This is a genomic window from Denitratimonas organivorans (genome assembly GCF_037478135.1).
In the GTDB taxonomy this organism is placed as follows: domain Bacteria; phylum Pseudomonadota; class Gammaproteobacteria; order Xanthomonadales; family Xanthomonadaceae; genus Denitratimonas.
The window spans coordinates 1-18,833 of record NZ_JBBHDV010000006.1 but is presented as its reverse complement, the minus strand read 5'-3'; the positions used below and the strand labels follow the sequence as shown (position 1 = coordinate 18,833).

General features: G+C 66.5%; 16 protein-coding genes. 9 read left to right on the top strand and 7 right to left on the bottom strand.

Annotated features, from left to right (window positions below; all coding sequences use genetic code 11):
• The first annotated feature begins 28 nt into the window (after positions 1-28).
• From WDB66_RS07870 to WDB66_RS07855, 4 genes are all read left to right on the top strand, one after another.
• Entirely contained in the window at positions 29-859 is an 831-nt protein-coding gene (locus WDB66_RS07870) for a prolipoprotein diacylglyceryl transferase family protein (RefSeq protein ID WP_339397999.1), read from the top strand.
• Positions 860-971: 112 nt separating this feature from the next.
• Entirely contained in the window at positions 972-2,972 is a 2,001-nt protein-coding gene (gene tkt, locus WDB66_RS07865; RefSeq protein WP_339397998.1) for a transketolase, read from the top strand.
• Positions 2,973-3,407: 435 nt separating this feature from the next.
• Positions 3,408-5,255 (top strand): metallopeptidase TldD-related protein, encoded by a 1,848-nt coding sequence (locus WDB66_RS07860; protein ID WP_339397997.1) that lies wholly within the window; start codon positions 3,408-3,410, stop codon positions 5,253-5,255.
• Entirely contained in the window at positions 5,252-7,051 is a 1,800-nt protein-coding gene (locus WDB66_RS07855; protein ID WP_339397996.1) for a metallopeptidase TldD-related protein, read from the top strand. The genes WDB66_RS07860 and WDB66_RS07855 overlap by 4 nt, the downstream gene beginning before the upstream one ends.
• A 123-nt stretch (positions 7,052-7,174) precedes the next feature.
• On the opposite strand, the gene WDB66_RS07850 is transcribed toward WDB66_RS07855, so the two are convergent.
• The gene (locus tag WDB66_RS07850; protein WP_339397995.1) at positions 7,175-7,720 is read right to left on the bottom strand and encodes a DUF924 family protein; all 546 of its coding nucleotides are present in this window, start codon (positions 7,718-7,720) and stop codon (positions 7,175-7,177) included.
• Positions 7,721-7,955: 235 nt separating this feature from the next.
• On the opposite strand from WDB66_RS07850, the gene WDB66_RS07845 reads away from it, so the two are divergent.
• A complete protein-coding gene (locus WDB66_RS07845) occupies positions 7,956-9,212 on the top strand; it encodes an aminotransferase class I/II-fold pyridoxal phosphate-dependent enzyme (protein WP_339397994.1) in 1,257 nt (418 codons plus the stop codon).
• Positions 9,196-9,816: an SGNH/GDSL hydrolase family protein gene (locus WDB66_RS07840; RefSeq protein ID WP_489670838.1), complete on the top strand. Its 621-nt coding sequence runs from the start codon at positions 9,196-9,198 to the stop codon at positions 9,814-9,816. The genes WDB66_RS07845 and WDB66_RS07840 overlap by 17 nt, the downstream gene beginning before the upstream one ends.
• Before the next feature lie 19 nt (positions 9,817-9,835).
• On the opposite strand, the gene WDB66_RS07835 is transcribed toward WDB66_RS07840, so the two are convergent.
• On the bottom strand, positions 9,836-11,833 hold the full coding sequence (locus tag WDB66_RS07835) for a bifunctional DedA family/phosphatase PAP2 family protein (protein WP_339397992.1): 1,998 nt from the start codon (positions 11,831-11,833) through the stop codon (positions 9,836-9,838).
• A 147-nt stretch (positions 11,834-11,980) separates the two neighbouring features.
• Between WDB66_RS07835 and WDB66_RS07830 the strand changes: the two genes are divergently transcribed.
• Positions 11,981-12,799 (top strand): SDR family oxidoreductase, encoded by an 819-nt coding sequence (locus WDB66_RS07830; RefSeq protein WP_339397991.1) that lies wholly within the window; start codon positions 11,981-11,983, stop codon positions 12,797-12,799.
• 173 nt (positions 12,800-12,972) lie between these two features.
• Here WDB66_RS07830 and WDB66_RS07825 read toward each other — a convergent pair whose 3' ends face one another.
• Genes WDB66_RS07825 through hemN form a run of 4 tightly spaced genes read right to left on the bottom strand, consistent with a single transcriptional unit; the run spans position 12,973 to position 15,862 of the window.
• Positions 12,973-13,836: an OST-HTH/LOTUS domain-containing protein gene (locus tag WDB66_RS07825; protein WP_339397990.1), complete on the bottom strand. Its 864-nt coding sequence runs from the start codon at positions 13,834-13,836 to the stop codon at positions 12,973-12,975.
• Positions 13,833-14,153, bottom strand: coding sequence for a type II toxin-antitoxin system RelE/ParE family toxin (locus WDB66_RS07820; RefSeq protein ID WP_339397989.1), 321 nt, complete (start codon positions 14,151-14,153; stop codon positions 13,833-13,835). Before WDB66_RS07820 ends, WDB66_RS07825 begins: the two co-directional genes overlap by 4 nt.
• Before the next feature lie 8 nt (positions 14,154-14,161).
• Positions 14,162-14,398, bottom strand: a complete 237-nt coding sequence (locus tag WDB66_RS07815) for a type II toxin-antitoxin system VapB family antitoxin (RefSeq protein ID WP_339397988.1) — start codon at positions 14,396-14,398, stop codon at positions 14,162-14,164.
• Between the two features lie 48 nt (positions 14,399-14,446).
• Complete coding sequence (gene hemN, locus WDB66_RS07810) at positions 14,447-15,862, bottom strand: oxygen-independent coproporphyrinogen III oxidase (protein ID WP_339397987.1); 1,416 nt, start codon at positions 15,860-15,862, stop codon at positions 14,447-14,449.
• 110 nt (positions 15,863-15,972) lie between these two features.
• On the opposite strand from hemN, the gene WDB66_RS07805 reads away from it, so the two are divergent.
• Together WDB66_RS07805 and WDB66_RS07800 are read left to right on the top strand one after the other, a co-directional pair.
• Positions 15,973-17,139, top strand: a complete 1,167-nt coding sequence (locus tag WDB66_RS07805) for a phosphoglycerate kinase (RefSeq protein ID WP_339397986.1) — start codon at positions 15,973-15,975, stop codon at positions 17,137-17,139.
• Entirely contained in the window at positions 17,136-17,765 is a 630-nt protein-coding gene (locus WDB66_RS07800) for an HAD hydrolase-like protein (RefSeq protein WP_339397985.1), read from the top strand. Before WDB66_RS07805 ends, WDB66_RS07800 begins: the two co-directional genes overlap by 4 nt.
• A gap of 12 nt (positions 17,766-17,777) precedes the next feature.
• Here the strand turns inward: WDB66_RS07800 and WDB66_RS07795 are convergent, their stop codons facing one another.
• The gene (locus WDB66_RS07795) at positions 17,778-18,719 is read right to left on the bottom strand and encodes a carbohydrate kinase family protein (protein WP_339397984.1); all 942 of its coding nucleotides are present in this window, start codon (positions 18,717-18,719) and stop codon (positions 17,778-17,780) included.
• Positions 18,720-18,833: the final 114 nt, after the last annotated feature.

The window sequence follows — 18,833 nt, the reverse complement described above, 5'->3', positions numbered from 1 at the left end:
AGGCGATGAGGCGCAGCCACGCCGGATGATGAGTCTTGGCCCATTTTCCCTGCGTGTGTCGCTGGTCGCCGCAGCGGTGTTGCTGGCATGGATCGTGGCCGGTGCGCTGGCCCGCCGGCGCAAGCTGGAAGAACCTTCCGCCGCCAGTGGCCTGCTGCTGGATGCGGTGATCGCGGGTTTCGTCGCGGCACGGCTGGGTTACATCCTGCAATGGTGGCCTGAATACCGCGCCGCACCGCTGTCGATGCTGGCGCTGGGTGATGGCGGCTTCGCGTGGTGGGCCGGCCTGCCGGTGGCCGTGCTGGTGCTGTGGTGGCGCAGCCGCAAGGCGCGGGCCGGATTGCGGCTGCCGGCACTGGGCGGGCTTGCCGCCGGCCTGCTGGCCTGGGCGCTGGTGCTGCATCTGGGTACGGCCTTGCGCCAGTCGGTGCCGCCGCTGCCGGATCTGGAGCTGGAAACACTCGCCGGCGAACCGCAACGCCTTGATGCCCATCTCGGCCGGCCGATCGTGGTGAATCTGTGGGCCACGTGGTGCCCGCCGTGCCGCCGCGAAATGCCGGTGCTGGCGCATGCCCAGCAGCACTGGCCGGAGGTCGCGTTCCTGCTGGTCAATCAGGGCGACGAACGCCATCTGGTCGATGATTTCCTCGCACGCAGCGGGCTGGAGTTGCGCGATGTGCTGCTGGATCCGGCGTCGCGCACGATGCAGGCCAGCGGCGCTCGGGTGCTGCCGACCACGCTGTTCTTCGATGCGCAAGGCCGGCTGCTCGATACCCATGTGGGCGAATTGAGCCGCGCCGCGCTGGCCGACCGCCTGCAACGACGCTACGGGCTGGCGCCACGCCAGCCTCGGGAATAGGCGCCCGCGCCTTTGCGGCAAGACAGACCCGGCTGTGGATGGGACAATGGCGGTTCCGGCTGCGTTTTTCGCGCGGCCGCGCCTTCCCTCCACTTCCTGCGATGCTTGCCCCATGACGACGCCCAGCCGCCGCGATCTCGCCAACGCCATCCGTTTCCTTGCCGCCGATGCGGTACAGGCCGCCAACAGCGGCCACCCCGGCATGCCGATGGGCATGGCCGATATCGCCGAGGTGTTGTGGCGCGATTTCCTCAGCCACAGCCCGGCCAATCCGAAATGGCTCAACCGCGACCGTTTCGTGCTGTCCAACGGCCACGGTTCGATGCTGCTGTACGCGCTGCTGCACCTGACCGGCTACGACCTTCCGCTGGACGAACTCAAGCGCTTCCGCCAGCTCGGCAGCAAGACCGCCGGCCACCCCGAGGCGCATGAAATCGAGGGCGTGGAAACCACCACCGGCCCGCTCGGCCAGGGTCTGGCGAACGCGGTCGGTTTCGCGCTGGCGGAAAAGCTGCTGGCACAGCGCTTCAACCGCGAAGGCCACAGCATTGTCGATCACCACACCTGGGTGTTCCTCGGCGATGGCTGCCTGATGGAAGGCATTTCGCACGAAGCCTGCTCGCTGGCCGGCACCCTGGGCCTGGGCAAGCTGATCGCGCTGTACGACGACAACGACATCTCCATCGACGGCGATGTGCGCGGCTGGTTCACCGACAACACGCCGCAGCGTTTCGAGGCCTACGGCTGGCAGGTGATCCGCAACGTCAACGGCCACGATCCGGATGAAATCTCGCAGGCGATCCGCACCGCGCAGGCCGAAAGCCAGCGCCCGACGCTGATCTGCTGCAAGACCACCATCGGTTTCGGTTCGCCCAACAAGGCTGGCAAGGAATCCTCGCACGGCGCGCCGCTGGGCAAGGACGAACTGGCCGCCACGCGCCAGGCACTGGACTGGCCGCACGGCCCGTTCGAGATTCCATCCGTGATCCGTGAAGGCTGGGACGCGCGCGCCACCGGCCAGGCCCGCGAAGCGGTGTGGAATGCGGCATTCCAGACCTACGCAGCCGAGTATCCGGAACTGGCGGCCGAGTTCTCGCGCCGCATGGCTGGCAGTCTGCCGGAAGAATTCGCCGCGCAGGCCGATGCCTACATCGCGCGCTTGCAGGCCGAAGGCCCGGTCGTGGCCTCGCGCAAGGCATCGCAGATGGCGATCGAAGCCTTCGCACCGCTGCTGCCGGAACTGATCGGCGGCTCGGCCGATCTGGCTGGCTCCAACCTGACGCTGTGGTCAGGCAGCAAGAGCGTGGCCGGCGATGATCCGGATGCCAATTACGTCTATTACGGCGTGCGCGAATTCGGCATGAGCGCGATCGCCAACGGCCTGGCGCTGCATGGCGGCTTCGTGCCGTATGACGCCACTTTCCTGGTGTTCTCCGACTACTCGCGCAACGCGCTGCGCATGAGCGCGCTGATCCCGGCGCGTGCGATCCATGTCTTCACCCACGACTCCATCGGTCTGGGCGAGGACGGCCCGACGCACCAGCCGGTAGAGCATCTGGCCAGCCTGCGCTACATCCCGAACAACTCGGTCTGGCGCCCGGCCGATGCGGTCGAAAGTGCGGTTGCATGGAAGGCCGCGATCCAGCGCAATGACGGCCCCAGCGTGCTGGTCTTCAGCCGCCAGAATCTCGCCCACCAGCAGCGCACGCCGGAGCAGGTGGCCGACATCGCGCGCGGCGGCTACGTGCTGCTGGATCCGCCTGAAGCGCGCTTCGACCTGATCCTGATCGCCACCGGTTCGGAAGTGGAACTGGGGATGGAGGCCGCGCGCCGGCTCGATGCACAGGGCATCAAGGCGCGCGTGGTGTCGATGCCCAATACCAACGTGTTCGATGCCCAGCCGCTGGAATGGCGCGAAGGCGTGCTGCCGTCCTGGTGCCGCAAGCGCGTGGCGGTGGAGGCCGGCGTCACCGACTACTGGCGCAAGTACGTCGGGCTGGAAGGCGCGGTCATCGGCATCGACAGCTTCGGCGCCTCGGCCCCGGCCGATGCGCTGTACCAGCACTTCGGCATCACCGTGGAGCGTGTGGTGGAGGCCGCCAAGGCGCTGTAAATGTTGTTCCCCTCCGTCGCATTCGGGGGCAAGGCGCTGTAAATGCTGTCCTCCCTACGTCGCATGTGGGGGTAAGAAGTTGTAAATGTTGTTCCCTCTCCCCCGCTGGCGGGGGGAGAGGGTCAGGGAGAGGGGGCGAGCGCCGCAGGCGCGAGTGCTTTTGCTCGACGCTATCGTGAAAATCCCCTTCACCCCGGCACGTAGCCCGGGCAAGCGCAGCGCACCCGGGATCCCGTCTGAAGCCTCGGCTGCAACACGTTTTTTCGGATTCATCCATCATGTGCTGTCCGGACCCTTGTTCCTTTCAAGAAGGAACAAGGGATTCCAGTAGCCGGGTGGGCGGAGCAGTCGTGGGGCGGGAGGCTGGCATATTGCCGGGAACCAACGTGCCGACTTCGCGCTCACAGATCGGCACTCACCCATGGGGATGTCTCAATGCTGCAACGAGTTTTCGTGCCACGGCGCGGCCGGTTGTCGATGTGCTATCCGCTGGGCCTGTGCCTGTTGCTAGCGGCCTGCGGCGGCGCTGAAAGTCAGGGCGATGGCGCCGCATCTAGCGCCACGCCCGTCGCCGTTTCGTCCGCGCCCGGCAGCGGTGTGCCGCTGGCCGAGGTGCAGGTGGATTACGACGCGCTGGGTGCGCGCAGCATCGGGGCTGACGCCGTCGATCCGGTGCTTGAAGCCATGGGCGCGGAGCTGGAACGCTCGCGCGGCGCCTATTTTTCCGCGGCCGAGCCGGCCTATTTCCTGGCCTATCGCCTGTTCGACAATCGCCACCTGCGGCTGGTCGCCGAATCCGGCAGCCTGCGCGATGTCGGCGATGGCCTGTCGCGCACGCTGAACGTGGAATTGCGCACCGGCGACCATCGACGCGACAGCACCCATCCAATCCGCACCGACGGTTTCAATTTCGGCTTCCTGACCGGTGCCAACAGCACGCATCTGGCGTTGAGCCAGGACCAAGCGCTGCTGCGCGACCAGATCTGGAAGGCCACCGACGCGGCCTATTGGCAGGCGGTGGAGGAGATCGCCAAGGTGCGCGCCAATGTCGCGGTGAAGGTGGATGAGGAGGACGACTCGGACAGCTTCAGCCGCGATACGCCGACCCGTGTGCTGGAAGCCGTGCAGCCGTTGACGCTGGACCGCATGTTGTGGAGCTCGCGCCTGAAAACCGCCAGCGCCCGCCTGGGTGCGGACCCGCGCGTGCTCGGTTCCAGGGTTTCACTCAGTGCCGAAGACACGATGATGCGGCTGGTCACCAGCGATGGCGGCCAGGTGCGTACCGCCGCGCCGGTCTACCGGCTCGATGTGTCTGCCATCGTCAAGGCCGAGGACGGCATGGAACTGGTGCGCTCGCGCCGTTTCCTGGTGCGCGATCCGGGCGAATTGCCGGATGCAGCGGCGCTGGATGCGGCCGTTGACGGGCTGCTGGACGAGCTGTTCGCGCTGCGCGAGGCGCCATTGGCGACCGCCTACGAAGGCCCGGCGATCATCGAAGGCGAGGCCGCCGGCGTGTTCTTCCACGAAGTGCTCGGGCACCGGGTGGAAGGCGACCGGCTGCGGCGCGAGGAAGACCAGCAGACCTTCAAGAACAAGCTCGGCGAGCGCGTGTTGCCGTCCGGCTTCCGGGTGAGTTTTGACCCCACCCGGGCGCAGTTCGAAGGGCAGGCGTTGCATGGCGGTTACGCGGTCGATGCCGAGGGCATCGCGGCGCAGGCGGTGGATGTGATCGATGACGGCATCCTGCGCGGGTTCCTGCTGTCGCGCCGGCCGATCGAGGGTTTCCCGCAGTCCAACGGCCACGGCCGTGCCGCAGCCGGTTACCCGCCGGTGGCGCGCCAGTCGAATCTGCTGGTCAGCCAGGACGGCGCGCTCAGCCGTGAAGAACTCAAACAGCGTCTGCTGGAACAGGTGCAGGCGCAGGGCAAGCCCTGGGGCTTGTTGATCCGCAGCATTGATGCCGGCGGCTACACCGTGGTCGGGCGCGCCGACATCAGCAGCTTCAAGGTCAACCCGGAAATGGTCTACCGCGTCTATCCGGACGGGCGCGAGGAACTGGTGCGCGGCGTGGACCTGATCGGCACGCCGCTGACGCTGTTCGCCGAAGTGGAAGCGGCCGCCGACGACGCGCAGATCTTCCACGGCTGGTGCGGCGCCGAATCCGGCATGGTGCCGACATCCACGGTGGCGCCTTCGATCCTGCTGCGGCGGGTCGAAGTGCAGCGCAAACCCAGATCGCAGGACCGCCCGCCGCTGCTGCCGGCACCGGAGACAGGCGCATGAACATGATGTCGATTCTTGCCCGCGTGGCGCTGGCCGCATCCCTGGCGCTGATCGCACCGTTGGCCGTCGCTCAATCGGCAAACACCCCGCAGGACGATGTGCTGATGCGCGCCCTGAACGACGAAATGGCACGCGCCATGGCGCAACTGCGCCTCGGCGATCAGGCCGCGCCGTATTTCATCGCCTACGAGGTCGCGCAGACCCGATCGCTGGGAATGGAGGCGCGCGGCGATGCGCTGGGCAATATCCGCCAGAACCATCAGCGCAAACTCAATGTGGAAGTGCGGGTGGGCTCGCCGCAGGCCGATTCCTCGCGCGTGGTGCGGATGGGCGTTTCCTCGCGCGGCAACGGGCTGGCGCAGGACGGCAGCGCCGCACTGCCGCTGGAGGACAACTACGACGCCCTGCGCCGCCGTATCTGGATAGCCACTGATGCTGCCTACAAGCGCGCGCTGGAGGATCTGGCCGCGCGCCAGGCCGCCGCCAGTGCCCGCGAAGCCGGCGAGGTTCTGCCCGACCTGCTGCCGGTGCCGGCACTGGTGCAGCACGAGGATCAAGGCGAAGCCCTGCTGGATCCGGACGAGGCCGCGCAGCGCCTGCGCGCCGCCGCCACGGTACTGGCGGCGCAGCCGGAACTGGAGCAGTCGATGGTCTGGCTGGATGCCGGAGAAACCCAGATCTGGTACCTCAACAGTGAGGGTACGAGCACCTGGCGGCGGCAGCCGAAGGCGACCCTGGGCATGGCGGCGGCGACGCGCGCCGTGGATGGAGAGCCGCTGCTGGATTACCGTCATTTCCACGCCCATCAGCTCAGCGGCCTGCCGGATGCCGCCGGTCTGCAAGCGCAGGCGCACGAGTTGGGCGAGCGCCTGACCGCGCTGCGGCATGCCGACGCGCTGGTCGAATTCACCGGTCCGGTGCTGTTCCGTGGCGAGGCTGCAGGTCAGTTGCTGGCTGATCGTTTCGCCAATCGTCTGGCGCCGTTGCCGCGCCACTACGCGGCCGATCCACCGATGCAGAGCTTCGTCGACCAACTGGTGGAACAGACCGCCGGTTTCGCCCGGCGCCTGGGTGCGCGGGTGCTGCCGGCCGGCGTGGATCTGGTCGATGATCCGGGCCTGCGCGACTGGCAGGGCCAGCCGATAATTTCAGCGGCCCGGTTCGACAGCCAGGGCGTGGCCACCCAGCGCAAGACTCTGGTCGAAAACGGGCGTTTGAAGACGCTGTTGTCCAGCCGCAGTCCGGCCGTGGCGCGCGATGTATCGCCCGGCAACCTGCGCGGCAGCTTCGCCGCTGTCTCCACGCTGATCCTGCAAGCCCGCGATGGCGTGGACGAGGCCGGCATGCAGGCCGAGATCGCGGTCCTGTTGGCCGATGCCGACCAGCCCTTCGCGCTGGAAGTGGAGCGCTTCGCCGATGACATGATCGAGCGCCGCCTCAACCAGACCAGCTTCACGGTCTATCTGACCGGGGCCGAACAGGCGTTGCCGCGTCCGGTGCGGATCAACCGGGTCTGGCCTGATGGACGGCGCGAGCCGGCGCGCGGCCTGTTGCTGGCCGATGTCGGCAGCCGCGAGTTCCGCGGTCTGGTGGCGCTCGGTGATACGCCGGCATTGGTGGTGCGCCAGGCCGGGCTGGAGGTTGCGCGCATCGGCCTGTTCTCGCAGCGCGGGGTGGCTGATCAGCCGTCCAGCTATCTGGTGCCGGATCTGCTGTTCGAGGAACTGTCCGCGTCCGAAGACACCCGCCAGGTGCGGCGCCGGCCGCTGCTGCCCAAACCCTCGGCAGCGCACTGACATCGCTGGATGGAGCGTGTAGCCCGGGTAAGCGAAGCGCACCCGGGTGTGGCTTTCCTGATGAACCCGACCCCGGGTGCGGCTGCGCCTTACCCGGGCTACTTGTTACTTGAAAGCGTTGCTTCAGCCGGAAAATCCGCCGCCATCAAGGAAGGCCTGTTCCTCAGCCGTGGTGTCGCGGCCGAGCGCGGCATTGCGGTGCGGGAAGCGGCCGAAGCGCTCGATCACCTCCAGATGGATGCGCGCGTATTCGTCGAACGGCGCGCCCAGCGGTTCGCATAGTTCCACCGCGCGGCGCTGGTCGGCCAGCACTTCGCTGTGCTCGAACGGCAGGTAGAGGAACAGGCGCAGCGCTTCCGGCGTTTCCCGGTCGAAGCCCGCGTCCAGCGCCTGCTGCGCAAAGGCCAGCGCCAGCGCATCGGTGGCGAACATGTGCGCGGTGCCGCGGAAGGCGTTGCGCGGGAACTGGTCGAGCAGCACCATCAGCGCCAATGCGCCCTCGGCGCTGTCCATCCAGTGGTCAAGTTCGCGCCGCGCGGCGGCCATATGGGCGGCGAGGAACCGCTCGCGGAACAGCTCGTCGAAACCGGCATCGCGGGCGAACCATTTTTCCGCACCGGCCTCGCGCCAGAAACCAACGACATCCTCGGGGGTGATTGAAACGCTCATGCTGATCTCCGCTGCAGGGCTGGGGGCCGCACAGGGTAACCGGGCCGCTGCGGCCATGGTCTTGTTGCACTGCGGCAAGCGGCGGCCTATCGTGCGCACGGATAGCCTTGCGCCAGCTGCCGAAAGCGCTGCGCGAGGCGCTGCCATTGCCCGCAAATTGCCCGAACCACGGCCGGATTTTCCGATAATCTGGCTCCAGACTCCGATCCAGCCTTTCCTCATCCCGGTCCCCGCCATGTCCGTTTCCCGCACCATCGCCACCCGCCAGCGTCTGTCCCAGGTCCGTTATGAGATCCGTGGCGAGCTGGCGCGGCGAGCGCGCGACATGGAGGCGCAGGGGCGCAAGCTGGTCAAGCTGCATATCGGCAATCCGGGCGCCTTCGGCTTCCGCGCGCCCCAACACCTGCAGCAGGCCATCGCCGAACACATCGGCGAAAGCGATCCGTACTGCCACCAGCAGGGCCTGCTGCCGCTGCGCGAGGTGATCGCGGCCCGGCATGTGGCGCGTGGTGCGCGTGGCGTCACGCCGGCGCATGTGTTCATGGGCAACGGTGTGTCCGAGCTGATCGACATGGCCTTGCGCGCACTGCTGAATCCGGGCGACGAAGTGCTGCTTCCCAGCCCGGACTATCCGCTCTGGAGCGCCGCCACGATCCTCAACGACGGCGTGCCGGTGTATTACGACTGCAAGCCGGAAAACGACTTCCAGCCGGACCCGGAGCAGATCGAAGCGCTGATCACGCCGCGCACCCGTGCGCTGGTGCTGATCAACCCGAACAACCCGACCGGCGCGATGTATTCGCAGCAGACCCTGCAACAGCTGGTCGAAATCGCCGAACGCCATCGCCTGCTGCTGCTGGTCGATGAGATCTACGACGAAATCACCTACGACGGCGCCCAGTACGTGCCGCTGGCGCCACTGGCCGGTGATGTCCCGTGCCTGACCTTCTGCGGGCTGTCCAAGGTGCACCGCGCCTGCGGCTACCGCGTTGGCTGGGCGGTGCTTTCCGGCGATCCTATCCGGGGCGGCGATTTTCACCACGCGCTGGACCTGCTGGGTGCGCTGCGCCTGTGTGCGAACGTGCCCGGCCAGTGGGCTGCACTGGCGGCATTGACCGGGCCGGACACGATCAGCGAACTGACCTCGCCCGGCGGCCGGCTGTACGAAGCGCGTCGCGCCGTGATCGAGGCCTGCGATGCCAGCCAGCGCCTGTCTTTGGTGGCGCCGCAGGGCGCGCTGTACGCCTTCCCCGGCATCGACACCGGCGATCTGCCGGATTTCGACGACCACCATTTCGCGCTTGATCTGCTGACCCACGAGGGCGTGCTGATCGTGCCCGGCTCCAGCTTCAACGTGCGTTACCGCAACCACTTCCGCGTCACGCTGCTGCCGCAGCCTGAGCAGATCCGCGAGGTCTTCGGGCATATCGAAACCGCGCTGGAACGCTGGTCGCGGCAGCCGGCCATTGCCCGCCATGCGGCCCATGCCTGAGCCGCAGCGGCGCTATCTGGCGCTGGGTGACAGCTACAGCATCGGTGAGGGTGTGCCCGAAACCGGGCGCTGGCCGTTGCAACTGGCGGCCGCATTGCGCGCCGAAGGCATCGCGCTGGCGCCGCCGCGCATCATCGCCACCACCGGCTGGACCACCGACGAACTGGCCGCCGCGATGGATGCGGCCGAACCGCTGGGGCAGTGGGATCTGGTGTCGCTGCTGATCGGCGTCAACAACCAGTACCGTGGCCGTCCGCTGGACGAATACCGCGAACAGTTCGGGCAATTGCTGCGCCGGGCGATCGGGTTGGCCGGTGGCGATGCCGGGCGCGTGTTCGTCCTGTCGATTCCGGACTGGGGCGTCACCCCGTTCGCGCAGGGGCGTGAGCGCGGCACGATCGCGGCGCAGATCGACGCGTTCAACGATGCCGCCCGGACCATCTGCGATGGACACGACGTGCTGTTCATCGACATCACCCCGACCAGCCGCGAGCGCAGCGGCGAGCCCGACATGCTGGCCGAAGACGGCCTGCACCCATCGGCCGCGATGTATGCGCGCTGGGTGGAGGCCGCGTTGCCGCAGCTGAGGGCATTGCTGGGCTAGGGCCTGCGCAGCGGCGGGTTCAGTGCCCGCGCAACAGCAGTACCGATCCGTTTTCTTCGCCGCTGCGCTGCACCCGTTGCTGTGCCATCTGTGGCAGCGCGCGTTCAAGCTGCGCCAGCGCCGGTTCGCTGTCCGGCTGCACCCGCCACAGGCGGAACAGCGACAGCTCCTGCCCGAACTGCAACAGCGTCGCGGTGCCCTGCCAGACCGGTGTGTCATCCGGTGCCAGCGCCAGTGGCGCGAACCACAGATGCAGCACCAGCCGGGTGTCCGGGCTCGGGCCGGGATACGACAGCAAGAGCGCATCGCCGTGGCCGTTGTGCGACGCCGGCAGCACCGGCAGGGTTTCCGGCGTGGCGTGTTTGTCCAGAATCGCCAGCAGGATGTCGGGCCCAGCGGGAGGGCCGGGTTCCCAGCCGGCGTCGATCAGCTGATCACGCAGCGTTGCGATGTCGCCGGCGTATTGCAGATTGAGCGGCCAGGCGCGTTCGGACAGGAACTCGTTGCGGCGCGCCGGCAATTCCTGCCAGCCGCGCTGCCACCAGTCGTCGGCGGCCACCGTGGTGCGGATCTGCGGCGGCTCGAAGCGCGCCAGTGTTTCATCAGCGCTGCGGCTGCCGTGCCACAGCCCGAAGCCCAGCACGCTCAGGTAGAACAGCAGCGACATCGGCCGCATCCAGAACGAGCGCGTCACCCGGCGGCGATAGGCCAGCCCCAGCACCGCGATCCAGACGATGCCCAGGAACACGCCGCCGAGCACATCGGTCAGCCAGTGAGCACCCAGATACAGGCGCGCGAAGGCCAGCGTGCCGACCAGCACTGCTGCCACGCCGTACGGCCAGGCGCGGCGCCGGCCCGGCAATTCGCGCGCGATCAGCACCGCGAAGAAGCCATAGATGATCGTCGCCATCGTGACCTGCACCGACGGGAAATCGAAACCCGCCGCCGCCATCGCCGCCGGCGGACGCGGCACCTGGATCAGCGCATCCAGCGCCCAGACCAGCACCACGCCGAAACCGGCCGCGCCGATCCAGTGCCCGGCCGCCACCCAGCGCCGGCGCCAGCACAGCCAGCCCAGCACCACCAGCGCCGAGGGCAGCAACACCTGCCAATCGCCCAATGCCGCCAGCGTCGCCATCCAGTGATCGGCCAACGGCGTGCGCAGACCGAACATCAGATGGTGCACATGCAGGTCCAGACCGGGCGAGTCGCTGTTGCCGGCGGTCATCAGCAGCACCGTGAACAGCGCCCAGCCGCCGAAGATCAGCAGGATCGCCATCACCAGCAGCGATGGCGATTCGCGCCGCCGTGGATCAATCAGCGCCCCGGCAAAACGCCCCAGCACCGGATGCCGCACCGACCAGCGCAGCAGCCGCGACAGGAACAACGCGGTGCGCGGCGCCAGCGCGCGGTAGGTGGTGTGCACGGTGAAATAGATCAACGCCAGCAGCGCCAGCAGCACGCCCACCACGATCGCCAGACGTCCGGCGACGGCGGCGAACAGATCGAGCGAAGCGCCGAAGATCCAGCCCGGAATCAGGAACACCGCACCCCAGCTCATGCCCGCCAGCAGGCTCGGCGGCACGTACAGCCGCGCTGGCATCTGCACCATGCCGGCGATCGCCGGCACCAGCGGTCGGATCGCGCCGACATAACGCGCGATCAGGATGCTCTTCAGCCCATGGCGGCGGAACGCCGCTTCGCCCTGCGACAGCCATTCCGGATGGCGCGAGAACGGCCAGATGCGGCGCAGGCTGTCGCCGTAATAGCGGCCCAGCAGATAGCTCAGCCCATCCCCGCAGAACGCGCCCAGACCGGCGCAGACAATGGCGTACGGGCCATCGATCGAACCCAGGCCGATCAGCGCGCCGATCGCGAACAACAGCGGAATCGCCGGCACCAGGAAGCCCAGGATCACCACCGCATCGCAGAACGCAATCAGGAAGATCACGATGCCGGCCAGGATCGGGTGTTGGCCGATCCAGGCGACCAGGTTTTCCAGGGTCTGGGAATTCATCGGCGAATTATAGGAGGCACGGATTGCCGTGGGATTTACTGCGGCTGTCGAAGTGGCCGCCGCAGGCACCCGCTGGTCATCACCCGTGCGCTGCTGTTGCGGCAGGGCCTATAGTGTTCGCCCTCCTGTTTTCCTGCGACAACGACCATGAGCTCCCTGCACGGCAAGACCCTGTTCATCACCGGCGCCTCGCGCGGCATCGGCTTGGCGATCGCGCTGCGCGCTGCACGCGACGGCGCCAACATCGTGATCGCGGCCAAGTCCGCAGTGCCCAATCCCAAGCTGCCCGGCACCATCCACACTGCTGCCGCCGAAGTGGAAGCGGCCGGCGGCAAGGCCTTGGCGCTGCAATGCGACATCCGCGACGAAGCCAATGTCGAAGCCGCCGTCGCCGCCACGGTGGAGCGCTTCGGCGGCATCGACATCCTGGTCAACAACGCCAGCGCGATCTGGCTGGCCGGCATCGAAGACACCCCGATGAAACGCTTCGACCTGATGCAGCAGGTCAACGCGCGCGGCACCTTCCTGACCACGCAGAAATGCCTGCCGCAACTGCGCCGCGCGGCCAATCCGCACGTGCTGACGCTGGCGCCGCCGCCCTCGCTCGATCCCAAATGGTGGGCGCCGCACACCGGCTACACCCTGGCCAAGATGGGCATGAGCTTCGTCACCCTGGGACTGGCTGCGGAACTGGCCGACAGCGGCATCGCGGTCAACGCGCTTTGGCCGCGCACCATCATCGCCACCGATGCGCTGAACATGATCCCCGGTGTCGATGTGCCGCGCTGCCGCACCCCCGACATCGTCGCCGACGCCGCCCACGCGGTGCTGACCCGTCCGGCACGCGGCTTCACCGGCCAGTTCCTGATCGACGAGGACGTGCTGCGCGGAACCGGCATCAGCGACTTCTCCGCTTACGCCGTCGACCCCACGCTGGAACCGCTGCCGGACCTGTTTCTGGACTGACCCGGCGCCATCAGGCAGGAGCGCACCCGAAGGGGGGCGCGATTGCGCGGGGATTGCGACAGCGTGCTCTGCTCGCGACTGCCTGCGGCGTGCGCTCCGACAAACATTGCATTGCTCGCCCGGGTTGATGCCGCTTCATACGCTGGGCGCGAGAGTGGGCTGGTCTACGCTTATTACTGAGTACGAGCTCTGTAGCAGGCCGTGCTTTGACCATTCACGGAGAGGTAGCGCAGTTCGAACAGACGAGACTCGTGCAGTATCTGACGTAGTGAGACGCACCCATATCTGTCAGGCGTTTGCTCGGAGTGATGCTGACTGATCCACTCTTGTGCGACTTTGACCGGAGTCCAGCCTTTCACTGCAAGTTGCCCGGAGGCTTCGCGCAAGACCCGGACGATTCCCGCAGCAGGCCAATCCACGGTGCCATCCGAATTGATGCCGTCGATACCGTTTCTGAGTGCCTCATGAAACGCATCGGACTTCATGAATTCAGCAAACTGCTGGCGTGCTTCGATCTTCCACTCCTCCCAAGTCTGCAATTGTTGGTAACACTGGTCGATTCGGGCGTAGGCGGTAACGAGAGCAGCGTGTGCGCTATTACAACCCTCCATGGACCGGAGGTCGTGCTGCTCGATGAAGTGATGCACCAGGTTGTTGCGGAGGGTTACCAGCTCCCTGAGATCGTCCTGTGCTCGGGCGTAGTCGTCAGTAGAGAGCATTACGTGCATGTGAAAACCAAATGCAAGCACGTCGTCAGGGATGTTTTTGAGCATGTCAGGAGATGCGTCGGCACCATCCGTGATGAGTTGCGTTCCAATGAATTGGCCCACCAAGGTGCCAAGTGTCATGCCATTGGTTTCACGGATCCGTGCGTCCCTGATGGCCTCCAGGTCGCGGGACGGTCCAGAAATGTTGTTGTCCGCTACGATGGCCTTGAGCAGACGCTCGTACTGTTGCAGGCGAATCATGCAGCGCCCGAGCCAACGCTGGACTTGGAGTTGACGCTCCTCGAAACCGTCGTTGGTTGACCGTGTCACAGGCCGAAATCCTCCCGAAATCGTTCGATCCGGTGCATCCGCTCATGCAAAATCGTGACGATGCCGATGTCACCATTCGTCAGCCAGCGCCAATAGACGAAGTGCCGTTCGTAGCGGAAGTAATAGCCTTCAACACCAAACTCGGCAGAAATGGGTCGGGATGTCGTCTGGTGCGTTGCAATGCCGTCGAATGCCTCGAACAGGCCAGTGATGTAACGGTCAGCCTGCTGTTCGTCCCATTGCTGCCGGGTGTAGCGATGAATTTCATCCAGCCGCCGGGACGCCACCGGCTGAACGCGCACGCGCGGCGTGGACATGCTTCAGATCACTTCCGGTTGCGGGCGATCACGTCAGCTGCCGTCAGTGGCTGATACGACGCTTCGGGAGCAGCAAAGGCGCTGGTCAATTCGGCTTTGAGCCGCTCGAACGTTGTAGCCTGTTGCTCGCGTCGAGCAATGAACTCCTTCAAGGCGCTCGTGACGGCGGCCTTCTTGGTCTTTTCGCCGCTCAGGGCGAAGGCGCGATCAAGCAATTCAGGGTCAAGGGCAAGATGGGTGGGCATGACTAATCTCCTCGCGCAACAGGCCTCCATTCTACGCTTGGCCTCCGATCAAATCGCCTTGGAAAACCGTGCCGGGGCCATGGCGGCGGCGCGGTCGTGGAGGTAGGCGTCGAAGCACATCGCCAGGTGTCGCAGCATCATGTTGCCGCGCGGGGTGGCGCGGATGTGGTCCGGAGCGATGTCGACCAGGCCGTCGGCCTGCAGTGGTTGCAGGCGTTCCAGTGCGTCTGCGAAGTAGTCGGCGAAGACGATGCGGTGGTCGCGTTCGATATCGCCGATGTCGATATGGCCCACGCACATCAGCCGTCCGATCACGTCGGCGCGCAGCTGATCGTCGGCGTCCAGTTTCATGCCGCGCCAGACCGGCAGTGCCTCCGGTTCGTGCAGCAGGCGTGCTTCCCAGGTCGGCAGGTCGCGCGGGTTCTGGCTGAAGCTGTCGCCGATGCGGCTGATCGCGCTGACGCCCAGGCCGATCAGGTCGGTGTCGGCGTGCGTGGTGTAACCCATGAAGTTGCGATGCAGGCTGCCGTTGCGGCGCGCGCGGGCGAGTTCGTCGTCGGGCAGCGCGAAGTGGTCCATGCCGATGTGTTCGTAGCCGGCGGCGGTGAGTTTTTCGATCGCCAGGCGCAGCAGTGAAAGCCGGGTTGCGGCGGTCGGCAGGTCTTCGGCCTTGAGCTGGGTCTGGGCGCGGAACAGTTCGGGCAGGTGCGCGTAGCCGTAGATCGCCAGCCGCCCGGGGCGCACCTTGAGCACGGTGTCCAGGGTGCGGCCGAAGCCTTCGACGGTCTGCTTGGGCAGGCCGTAGATCAGGTCGACATTGACCGAGCGCATGCCGTGGTCGCGGCAGGCTTCGATCAGCTCCAGCGTCATTTCCACGCCCTGGATGCGGTTCACCGCCTCCTGCACCAGCGGGTCGAAATCCTGCACCCCGAGGCTGGCACGGTTGAAACCCAGCGCCGCGAGTTGGCCGATTTCGTCCGGGGTGACGTGGCGCGGGTCCAGTTCGATCGAGAAATCGCGGTCGGCGGATTGGCTGTAGCGGAAATGGCGCGCCATCGAATCCAGCAGCTGGCCGATCTGTGCCGGGCTGAGGAAGTTCGGCGTGCCGCCGCCCAGGTGCAGCTGGATGGTTTCGCGGTCGGCGTCGAACAGCGGGCCGATACGTTCGATTTCCAGATCCAGCACTTCCAGATAGTGCTCGCCACGGCGGTGGTCGCGGGTGATGATCCGGTTGCAGCCGCAGTAGAAACACGGGCTTTCGCAGAAGGGTACGTGCACGTACAGCGAGAGCCGGTTCGGCACCGGGTTCTCGTTGCTGCGTGCGATCTGCTCGCGCAGGTCGCGGTCGCCGAAGCCTTCGTGGAAGCGCGGCGCAGCCGGGTAGGAGGTGTAGCGCGGGCCGGGGCGGTCGTAGCGCTGCAACAGGTCGTCGTCGAAAGTCGGAAGCGTGCTCATGGTTGGCATGGTGCCCGCTGCGTGCGGGGCTGTCATTGATGCGGATCAAAGGCGCGGCGCGATGACGGCCTTCTGGCAATCGGCGACAATAGCGGTTTTTCCGCCACGGAGTTGCAGCGATGACGATCCCACGCATGACCGATCTGGACCTTGCCGGCAAGCGGGTGCTGATCCGCGAGGATCTGAATGTGCCGATCGCCGATGGCAAGGTCGCTTCCGAACAGCGCCTGCTGGCCGCGCTGCCGACGCTGCGCCTGGCGCTGGAGCAGGGCGCGGCGGTGATGGTGATGTCGCATCTGGGCCGCCCGACCGAAGGCAGCTTCAGCGAAGCCGATTCGCTGGCGCCGGTGGCGCAACGCCTGTCCGAACTGCTGGGCCGCCCGGTGCCGCTGCGGCGCGATTATCTGGACGGTGTCGAAGTTGCGCCCGGCGAACTGGTGCTGCTGGAAAACTGCCGGATGAATCCGGGCGAAGCCAAGGATGATCCGGCGCTGGCGCAGAAGTACGCGGCGCTGTGCGATGTCTTCGTGATGGATGCTTTCGGTACCGCGCATCGCGCGCAGGCCTCGACCCACGGCGTGATCCGCGCCGCAAAGGTGGCCTGCGGCGGGCCGCTGCTGATGGCCGAACTGGATGCGCTGGCGCGCGCGCTGCATGCGCCGGCGCGGCCGCTGCTGGCCATCGTGGCCGGTTCCAAGGTCTCGACCAAGCTGGAACTGCTGTCCAGCCTGCTGACCAGGGTCGACCAGCTGATCGTCGGCGGCGGCATCGCCAACACTTTTCTGGCCGCCAAGGGTCACGGCATCGGCAAGTCACTGGCTGAAGCCGATCTGCTCGGCACCGCGCGCGAACTGCTGGCCCAGCATGGCGACCGGATCGTGCTGCCGGTGGATGCCGTCGTGGCGACGGAGTTTTCGGCCCAGGCCGCGGCCACGGTGCGCGGTCTGGACGAGGTGGCGGACAACGAAATGATCCTGGACGTGGGGCCGGAAACCGCAGCGCAGTACGCGCGTCATGTGGCGCAGGCCGGCACCGTGCTGTGGAACGGGCCGGTGGGCGTGTTTGAATTCGACGCCTTCGGCGGCGGCACGCGCGCTCTGGCGAAAGCGATCGCGGCCTCGCCGGCGTTTTCGATCGCGGGCGGTGGCGACACCCTGGCGGCGGTCGACAAGTACGATGTGGCCGAGGGCATGTCCTACATCTCCACCGGCGGCGGTGCCTTTCTGGAGTTCTGCGAAGGCAAGACCCTGCCGGCGGTGGCGGCGCTGGAAGCGCGCGGCGGATGAAACCCTGGGTTTTCCTCGATCTGGACGGCACCCTGATCGATTCGGCCATCGGCATCACGCGCTGCATTGCCCATGCGCTGGAAAGGGTCGGGCATGAGCCGCTGCCCGAAGCGGTACTGCGCAGCTGGATCGGCCCGGCGCTGCGCACCAGCTTCACGCCGCTGCTCGGCGATGCGGCGCGGGTGGAACAGGCGGTGGCGTTTTATCTGGAGCGCTTCGAGGACATCGGCTGGCGCGAGCACAGCGTTTATCCGGGCATCGCCGAGGCGGTCGGCGCGCTGCATGCCGGCGGCGCGCGGCTGTGCCTGGTCACGGCGAAGAACGAGCCGCATGCGCGCCGTATTCTCGAACACCTGCCGTTCGGCGGGTTGTTCGACGGGATTGTCGGCGCCACCGCCGATGGCAGTCGCAGCCACAAGCCGCAACTGGTGGCTGAGGCCTTGCGCCGCACCGGTGCCACGCCCGCCGAGGCGGTGATGGTGGGCGACCGTCACCTCGATATCGAAGGTGCCCGCCATCACGGCATGGCGTCGGTCGGTGTGTTGTGGGGATTTGGCAGCGAAGACGAACTGCGCGCTGCCGGCGCCGACCGGCTGGTGACCGAGCCGGCGCAACTCCATGCCTGAGTGCTGCGGACCTCAGCGCAGCGAATAGCCGAACTGCTGGCTGAACTGCTCGGCGAATTCCTCGTAATCGAAGCGCTGGTTCTGCGGGCCCAGGTGTTCGATCTTGAGCGCGCCCATCAGCGAGGCGATGCGGCCGGCGGTGGCCATGTCCATATCGTGCATCAGGCCGTAGATCAGGCCGGCGCGATAGGCGTCGCCGCAGCCGGTCGGATCGACCACGCGGATCGCGTTGGCGGCCGGGATCAGCATCTTCCCGTTGCCGTTGTCGGTGTGCACTTCCGAGCCCTTGCCGCCGCGCGTGATGATGTAGGCCTTCACCCGCTGCGCGATCTGCGCGCTGGACAGGCCGGTGCGTTCTTCCAGCAGGCTGGATTCGTAATCGTTGACGGTGACGTAGGTAGCCTGTTCGATCATCCGGGTCAGTTCCTTGCCGTTGAACAGCGGCATGGCCTGGCCGGGATCGAAGATGAACGGGATGCCGGTTTCGGCGAACTCCTCGGAGTTCTGCAGCATCGCCTCGTAACCATCCGGACCGACGATGCCGAACTTCACGCCGGGCACGTCGCGTACGTGGTTCTCGTAGCTGCGCATCATCGCGCCGGGGTGGAAGGCGGTGATCTGGTTGTCGTCCAGGTCGGTGGTGATGAAGGCCTGGGCAGTGAACAGGTCGGCGATTTCCTTGACGTGGGCAAGACTGATCTCGCATTCGTTGAAGTGCTCGCGGTACGGGCCGAAATCCTGGCCGACGGTGGCCATCGGAATCGGATCGCCGCCCAGCAACTTGAGGTTGTAGGCGATGTTGCCGGCGCAACCGCCGAATTCGCGCCGCATCCGGGGCACCAGGAATGACACGTTCAGGATGTGCACCTTGTCGGGCAGGATGTGGTTCTTGAACTGGTCCGGAAAGACCATGATGGTGTCGTAGGCGAGCGAGCCGCAGATCAGTGCCGACATGGGGTTCCTTCAGATGCGGGCGTTGGCGGGCCGGCAATTCTAGCCCGGATATTTCATGAGGTCGCAGAAAAGTGCCCCGCAAACCTCACCAGATTGGCATTTGATCCATGGTCT